Raw genomic sequence first — 8,440 nt, forward strand, 5'->3', positions numbered from 1 at the left:
CCCCAGCCCGTCGCCAACGGAATACGTACCGACCACCCCATCCCCGACCTCCCCTTCGTCGACGATTCCCACCTGCCCTTGGACGACCCGCACGCGATCGAAGCGATCGGCCGCCGCCACGAGGAGGGCTACGGTGGATGGGGGCGTACCGACCCCTGCCGCACTCGCAACTATTCGGGCGGCTGGATCGCCTCTACCACCGACCAGACCCGTCCTGATCTGGCCTGGATGGTCCGCTATCACCCCGACCACGGCCACTCCGTGATCGTGGTCAGTAACCAGGACATGAGTGCTTTCCACTCCGTTGTGGCCTTCCAGATGCCGCAAGCCCTGCTGTTCCGCTTCGGCGGCTACTGGTGGGACGGCACCACTTGGTACCGGCCCGCCCAAGTCTGGGACGCCGCCGACGAGGTCTACTTCCAGCGGCCTGTGCCCAGCGCGGTCACCATCACCGCCGGCGACCTGCTGCAAAACGGCGGCACCCCCGCGCGCGCCAGGCGCCTGGCCATCAGCGACGTCGACCCACAGGCCCGACCCACTGGACACTGGCTCGACGACCTCGCGCTGTGGGCCGCCGCTCGTGATGACCGCGGCCTGGCCGACAATATCGTCAAACTCGCCGCCCCCGAACTTGTCGGCGACCAGCTGCTGAACGTCACCCAGATGGCCGATCTCGCCGGCATCGCGCCCTCGACCCTGCGCGCCTACATCGCCCGAAACGAGAACGACGTCCCCCTCCCACAGGCCAGCGTTGGCCGCAGCGACCTGTGGGCCCGGCCGGTCGTCGACGAGTGGGTCGAAGCGCGTAACCGAGCCCACGACGCCGTCACTGAGGCCGTGTCCATCGACCGCGACGGCTCGTCCCTGCCCGTAGGCGTCGCCAGCCTGTGGACACGGTTCAGTCAGACGTTCATGTCGCACCTGTGGGAGCGCCCCGATTGGCGCAAACGGTGGACCCTGCGTTGGCGCACCGAGACTGCGGTCCGCGAGGTCGCTAAGGACCTGAGCTGGTCAGTGGCCGCCAGCCTGGACGGGATCATACCGATGCAACAACTCACACTGACCGTCGAACACGCCGTCCTCGACGAGATCGCCAGTGGGCTGGAGCTCGAGCAGTCCGGTGGCGAACCGATCGACTGGAACGAGACCAGCGACGACTCGACGCTCACCAAGGCCGACTGGTTCTCCTTCGGCATCAACTTCCAGATTGCTCACATGCTGGACTGGCTGATCCGCCACAACCCCACCCTGGGCGGCGCCGCCCTCTCCTCCATCATCGGCCAAGCCCAAGACCGCTTCGAGATACCCCGCCAGGTCACCGAACGCACTCTTGAGACCGCGCTCTCACTCGACAGCGATCTCGATCAAGCCACCCGCGACGACTTCCTCAAACGCGTCTTCGCCTCCGACACCTGACAGACCGGGCTCGGCGGCGTCCTCCACGAGTACTCACACGCCGCTTGAACTGCGTGGATGGAATTTCCGGCAGGCGCAGTGCGGGCGGTGCTGCTTTACCTCGGGGTGCAGCGGACGCCTTAAATTTGAACGGCCCGAAATGCCTATAAGTGCTGCGGTCGCTGCTTCGGATCGGTAACAGCCGATCCTGCTGATGCTATGAGGAAGAGAAGAAACTGAAGTTTCTTCCGATGTGGGGGATAGCCTCGGGCGTCTTAACGTTGAGCCGAGCGGGCTGAGCAGGGGTGATCAGTGAGCTTCTTGGACCGGTTCCGGCGTGAACCCCCTCCACCGATGAGGACCGCTCCGCCATCTGTGTCCGCCCAGCATTCGTCTTCTGCTCGCCCTGGTCGTCACGCGATGCATGCTCCCGCGCCGTCGGCGCCGCAGGCTCATCCGTACGCTCCCGTAGATCCGTGGTTGCGTCCGGGAGCGGGAGTAACCATCGCGGGCTACAACATCGTCGGCGGGCTCCTCTACGTCGGCACGCAGTTGGCCGCGCCATCGGGATACACGGTGGACCCTGCACTGATCAATCCGACCTTGCCTGTTGACCTGCGTCAGCCGGACTGGGGCGGGCAGGGTTTGGACTATTGGCCGTCGTACAGCGACATCCCGTCGCAGTCGAGGGCCGCCTATCTGGCCTGGCTCGCGGACGGGCGGCGCTTCGCGCAGGTGCCGATCGGGTATGTGTTCCTCTACTTCTACGGGCTGGAACGGCGGGTGCTGTACGACCTGCAGCGGGACCGTTCCAGCGCGGCGTTCGAGCTGCCGATCATCCACCAGGAGGTCCGCCGTCTCCTGTCCATCTACGGCGGCCACAAGGCCTTCAAGCGCTATGTGGGACAGTTCGAGCATGTGCTGGACATGTTCACGGCTGAGCCATCCGCGAAGGCGCCGGCGCCGACACGCGACTTCCCGCCCCCGTTACGGCTGCGCGCCGGTCTGGGAGCGTTCGCGGCGCAAGGCGTGCCCGTGCCTGCTGATTGGGCGTTGACCTGGATCCGCTCGCATCCGGAGTACTACCCGCGTACCCCTGCCACCCGCTGCGCCGCCGAGTTCGACGCGCTCTTCCTGCAGCGCTTCGCCGCCCGCTACGGGAAGGGGCTGTTCGTGCGGCCCGGCCGCAAAGAGGTCACGCTGGACTACCGGCCCGCCAGTGCCGGCTTTCGCGGAGTCGCCGAACTGACCTTGCCCGGCATCCCGGACGTGCTCGGATACGCCGCGCCGACCAGGAAGCTGGCCGCGCTGGCCGACGAATGCACCTCGGACCTGGAGGCCTACAGCCGCTACCTCGGCCGGGTGCCCGACGGGCAGCGCTCGGTGCAGGCGCAGGCGCTGTTGCCGACCGAGCTGGTGAATCTCTCCGGCGGCGGCGCCGGGCAGGCGATCGCGTGGGCGCGCCACCGGCTCGGCACACAGGAACTCGCCGTCGTCCCGGTGGGCGAGTTCTCTGCCTTCATCTCCGCACCGCAGGAGGCGAAGCCGGCCAAGAAGGACGTCGTCGCGATGGCGCAGGTGCTGGGCCGGGCGGGGATCGGCATCGAACCGGACCCGCGCCTGGGCGGCGCGGTGCCCACCTCGGGCTCAATGGTGTTGTTCGCGGCGCCGGACGGTCCGACGGCGGCAGCCTCGGACGCCTATCAGGCGGCGACGTTGCTGCTGCACCTGGCGGCGGCGGTGAGCGCCGCCGACGGCGAGTTCGACAAGAGCGAGCAGCGCCACCTGAGCGACCATCTGGAGCGGGCGCTGCACCTGACCGCCGACGAACGGCGGCGCCTGCACGCGCACCTGCGCTGGCTGACCGTCACCCCGGTCAAGCTCACCGGCCTGACCCGGCGCATCGCGGGCATCGATGCGGCCCAGCGCCAGTACGTGGCGGAGTTCCTCACCGCGGTGGCCGGGGCCGACGGCCGGATCTCGCCGGACGAGGTGAAAACTCTCACCAAGATCTACCGCCTGCTGGAGCTCGATCCCGCTCTCCTGCCAGCCACCACCAAGCCCGCCCCGGCGACGGAACCGGTCGTCGTCCGCCCAGCGCAGCCAGAACGCGGCTACGCCATCCCGCAGCAGGCCGAGCAGACCGTCGCCCCGCCCGTCCGGCTGGATGAGGCGGCAATCGCGGCCAAGCTGGCCGAGACGGCACGCGTCGGCGCGCTGCTGGGTTCGATCTTCACCGAGGACGAGCCCCCGCCGGTCGCCGCACTGCTACCCGCCGCCGCACCCATGGCCGGGCTGGACGGGCAGCACTCTGGGTTGGTGCGCGAGCTGGCCTCGGCGGAGCAGATTTCGCGGGCGCAATTCGAGCAGCTGGCGGCGCGCTGGAAACTCCTGCCGGACGGCGCCCTGGATCGCATCAACGAGGCCGCCTACGAGCTGGCGGGCGAGCCGCTACTGGATGGAGACGACCCGATCTGGGTCGACCGGAACCTGCTGGGAGAGATGCTGACGTGACACCGACCTCGATCCGTCCCCGAGAGCGTGACGCCCTGCTGCAGTCCCTGCGGGCCGGCGTCGTGCCGCGCATCGGGCAGCGCCACATCCAGGTGGGGCGCGAGCCCGAGGTGAAGGCGCTGGTGACCGACATCGACCGGATCGCCGACGGCGGCTCGGCGGTGCGGTTCGTGATCGGCGAGTTCGGCGCCGGCAAGACGTTCTTCCTGCATCTGGTGCGTTCCGTCGCGATGGAGAAGAAGCTGGTCACGGCGCACGCCGACCTCAACCCGGACCGGCGCCTGCACTCCAGCGGCGGCCAGGCCCGCAGCTTGTATGCCGAGCTGATGCGCAACCTGACCACCCGTGCCAAGCCGGACGGGGGAGCGCTGAGCAGTGTGGTGGAACGATTCGTCTCCACCGCGCTGGCCGAGGCCCAGCAGACCGGCACCGACCCGTCGCAGGTCATCCGGGCCAGGCTGGCCCACCTGAGCGAGATGACCGGCGGCTACGACTTCGCCGAGGTCGTCGGCGCCTACTGGCGCGGTCACGACAGCGGGGACGAGCAGCTCAAGTCGGCGGCGGTGCGCTGGCTGCGCGCCGAGTACGGCACCAAGACCGAGGCCCGCTCGGCGCTCGGCGTGCGCACGATCATCGACGACAGCACCGTCCACGACCACCTGAAGCTGATGAGCCGCTTCGTCCGGCTGGCCGGCTACGACGGGCTGCTGGTGTGCCTGGACGAGATGGTCAACCTCTACAAGCTGGCCTCCACCCAGGCGCGTAACTCCAACTACGAGCAGATCCTGCGTATCCTCAACGACACCCTGCAGGGCACCGCCGCCCATCTCGGGTTCGTCTTCGGCGGCACCCCGGAGTTCCTCGCCGATACCCGGCGCGGTCTGTTCAGCTATCCGGCCCTGCAATCACGGCTGGCCGAGAACACCTTCGCCGCCGGCGGCCTGGTCGACTACTCCGGCCCGGTGCTGCGCCTGGCCGCGCTCACCCAGGAGGACCTGTACGTCCTGCTGACCAAGCTGCGCCACGTCCAAGCGGGCGGCGACATCTCCCGCTACCTGCTGGCCGACGACGCGCTGGCCGCCTTCATGTACCACTGCGCCAACCGCATCGGCGAGGCCTACTTCCGCACACCCCGTACCACCATCAAGGCGTTCTGCGACCTGCTGGCCGTGCTGGAGCAGAACCCCGGCGTGGACTGGCGGCAGATCCTGCCCTCGGTGGAACTGGCACCGGAGACCAACCCCGACCTCGCGCCACTCGACGAAGACACCGACGGAAGGCCCGGCGATGACGACCTCGCCTCCTTCCGCCTCTGACGCCTTCGAACGCCTGCACCCCAAGATCCAGCAATGGATCTGGCAGCAGAACTGGCGCGAACTCCGCGAGGCACAAGAAGCCGCCATCGCCCCCATCCTGGCCGGAGACCGGGACGTGCTCATCGCCGCCGCCACCGCCTCCGGCAAAACCGAAGCCGCGTTCCTGCCCATCTGCTCGGTCCTGACCGAGCAGCCGGACACCACGGGATTCGCCGCCGTCTACATCAGCCCGCTCAAGGCCCTCATCAACGACCAGTACGGCCGGCTCGACCAGCTCTGCGACCACCTCGGCATCACCGTCTCCCGCTGGCACGGCGACGTCGCCGCCTCATCCAAGAGCAAGCTGCTGGATCACCCCCAGGGCATTCTGTTGATCACGCCGGAGTCGCTGGAGGCCATGTTCGTCCTGCGCGGCTGGAAGATCCGCGACCTGATGACGTCCGCCCGCTACCTCGTCATCGACGAGCTGCACTCCTTCATCGGCACCGAACGCGGCGCCCAGCTGCAGTCCCTTATGCACCGCCTCGACCTGGCGGCCCGCCGCCGCATCCCCCGCATCGGCCTGTCGGCGACTCTCGGCGACATGGGCAAAGCCGCCGACTTCCTGCGCCCGCGAGCCGGCGACGACGTCACCGTGATCGTCTCCAGCAGCGACGCACAGGAGCTCCGCCTGCAGATCCGCGGATACGTCCAGACCGCGCCTACGCTCGACCCGCGCGCCCGTGCCGCCCACGAAGCCCTCGGCGAGGAGGTCAGCGCCGACGACGTCGCCACCGGCGACCGGCTCGCCATCGCCGACCACCTGTTCACCACGCTGCGCGGCTCGCACAACCTCGTCTTCGCGGGCTCCCGCGCCGCCGTCGAGGACTACACCGACCTGCTCAACCGCCGCTGCGAGAACGCCCGCGTACCGGAGGAGTTCGTCCCGCACCACGGCAACCTGTCCAAGGACATCCGCGAGCACGCCGAAGTCCGCCTCAAGGACCGCACCCGCCCGGCCACCGCCGTCTGCACCTCCACCCTGGAGATGGGCATCGACATCGGCTCCGTCACCTCCATCGCGCAGATCGGCGCCCCACCCAGCGTGGCTGCCCTGCGACAGCGCCTCGGCCGCTCCGGACGCCGCGGCGGACCGGCCATCCTGCGCCTGTACGTCAGTGAACCCGAAGCCACCCCGGCCATCCACCCGGCCGACGAATTGCGCGCCCAGCTCGTGCAAGCCATCGCCACCATCGAGCTGCTTCTGCAACGCTGGTACGAGCCCCCGGCCGCCGAAGCCCTGCACCTGTCCACCCTCACCCAGCAGATCCTGTCCCTCATCGCCCAGCACGGCGGCATCACCCCCGCCGACGCCTACCGCACCCTGTGCGCGCAAGGCCCCTTCCGCGCCGTCGACGGCCCGACTTTCGCCACACTGCTACGCGACCTTGCCACCGCTGACCTCATCCGTCAGGAGAACGACGGGCTGCTGCTGCCCGCCGAGACGGGGGAGCGGCTGGTCAACCACTACACCTTCTACGCTGCCTTCGCCGCTCCCACCGAATACCGCATCGTCACCGAGGGCCGCACGCTCGGCAGCCTCCCCATCGAACAACCGCTCCCGGAAGGCAGCCTGATCATCTTCGCCGGCCGCCGCTGGCGCATCCTGACCATTGACACCCACGCCAAGCTCATCGAGGTCACCCGCGCCTCCGGCGGCCGCCCGCCCCGCTTCACCAGCGCCGGCCCGCTCGTCCACGACCGCATCCGCACCACCATGCGACGCCTGTACGAGGACACCACGGTTCCGGCCTACCTGGACGCCGCCGCCCAGCGACTGCTCGCCGAGGGCCGCGCCGCCTACCGCCGCCTCGGCCTGCACGGCACCCCTCTCGTCGGCTACGGCAACGACACCCTGCTGTTCCCCTTCCGCGGCGACGCCATCATGACCACTCTCGGCCTGGCCTTGCACGCCTACGGCGTCGATGTCGTCCGCTACGGAGTCGCGCTGCTGATCAGCGACACCTCCCAGCAAGCAGCCGCCGGCCTCCTGGCCGACCTGGCTGCAGAAGGCGTTCCCCACGCACTCTCCCTGGCCGCACTGATCACCGACAAGCGCGTCGACAAGTACGACGACGTCATCGGTGAGGAACTCCTCACCCGCTCCTACGCCCGCCGTCTCGACGTCGCCGAAACCCAGCAGTCCATCACCGCTCTCGCCACCACCAGCGACCGCATCCGCGCGGTCAACTTGGACCCGCCCAAGGCTGCCGCACCGCCTCGCCAGCACCGCATCGGGTCGCTGCCGTACGCCGTCGTGGACATCGAGACCACCTGTCTCGACACCCGCACGGCCCGCATCGCCGAAATCGCGATTATCCGCCTGCACCCCGACGGCAGCGAAGACCGCACCTACTCCACCCTGGTCAACCCCGGACGCCGGCCAAGCCCCACCCACATCCACGGCCTCACTGAAGGCGAGTTGGCAACGGCGCCTCACTTCCCGCAGATCGCCGGAGACGTGGCGGCCATGCTCGACGGCGCGATCATCGTCGCCCACAACGTCCGCTACGACAGCGATGTCCTCAGCACCGAATTCGCCCGCGCCGGATACGCCCCCGACAACCTCATGACCCTGTGCATCCTGAACCTGGCGCGCCGCTTCGGGCCGCCCCTGCCCTCCCACCGCCTCACCGACTGCGCCGACGCAGAAGGACTCGACAACGGAACAGCGCACCACGCCGAAAGCGACGCCCGAACCTGCGCCACCCTGCTACAGATCTACCTCGAACGGGCAACGGCACAAGGACTGCAGTGGTTCAGCGAACTCGGCGCCACCGGACAACTTCCGGCGAAGCCGTGGTGTCCGGCACCTGTCTCTGCCCTCGCTCAATCTCGCGCAACGCCGGAGTGACGGAAGCCGCCATCACTCGTGCAAGCGGCACTCGGTCGAAGTTGCGTCTCGGGGTGCCGGGCTGCGGTTGCGGGGATCGAACACCCACGGGCACTGAAGGCGACGCAACCCATGGCGCTACAAGAGGCGCTCGCGATGAGCGGCAGCTTCTTCCCGGACTTCCGCGAAGAACGCCGCTGTGCGGCGCTTCTGCCATTCCTCCTCGTCGAGGTCTTCTGTCTCGTCGAGTTCGGTCGCGCTTTCGGCGTACAGCAGCCAGCAGCCACGGATGCCGCTGAGCAGGTCCTCCAGAAGGTCGAGGGCCGGGCGGGCGGGATCCAGC

Annotated in this window: 5 protein-coding genes; 4 read left to right on the top strand and 1 reads right to left on the bottom strand. The window is 68.8% G+C overall.

The window, feature by feature from the left end:
• Positions 1-78 precede the first annotated feature (78 nt).
• The 4 genes from ITP53_RS51685 to ITP53_RS51700 all read left to right on the top strand — a co-directional run bounded on the left by ITP53_RS51685 (position 79) and on the right by ITP53_RS51700 (position 8,118).
• Entirely contained in the window at positions 79-1,416 is a 1,338-nt protein-coding gene (locus ITP53_RS51685; RefSeq protein WP_195902845.1) for a hypothetical protein, read from the top strand.
• A 459-nt stretch (positions 1,417-1,875) separates the two neighbouring features.
• A complete protein-coding gene (locus ITP53_RS51690) occupies positions 1,876-3,909 on the top strand; it encodes a tellurite resistance TerB family protein (RefSeq protein ID WP_195902846.1) in 2,034 nt (677 codons plus the stop codon).
• A complete protein-coding gene (locus ITP53_RS51695) occupies positions 3,906-5,225 on the top strand; it encodes an ATP-binding protein (RefSeq protein WP_195902847.1) in 1,320 nt (439 codons plus the stop codon). The genes ITP53_RS51690 and ITP53_RS51695 overlap by 4 nt, the downstream gene beginning before the upstream one ends.
• A complete protein-coding gene (locus tag ITP53_RS51700; protein ID WP_195902848.1) occupies positions 5,197-8,118 on the top strand; it encodes a DEAD/DEAH box helicase in 2,922 nt (973 codons plus the stop codon). Before ITP53_RS51695 ends, ITP53_RS51700 begins: the two co-directional genes overlap by 29 nt.
• A gap of 117 nt (positions 8,119-8,235) precedes the next feature.
• Here the strand turns inward: ITP53_RS51700 and ITP53_RS51705 are convergent.
• Positions 8,236-8,440, bottom strand: a 205-nt coding sequence (locus tag ITP53_RS51705) for a hypothetical protein (protein ID WP_207757622.1), incomplete at its 5' end; no start/stop codon positions are given.

The organism is Nonomuraea cypriaca, assembly GCF_015645445.1.
Classification (GTDB): Bacteria; Actinomycetota; Actinomycetes; order Streptosporangiales; family Streptosporangiaceae; genus Nonomuraea; species Nonomuraea cypriaca.

Coding starts and splice junctions, on each gene's coding strand:
- ITP53_RS51700 (WP_195902848.1), top strand. CDS start 5,197: ATGACGACCTCGCCTCCTTCCGCCTCTGACGCCTTCGAACGCCTGCAC.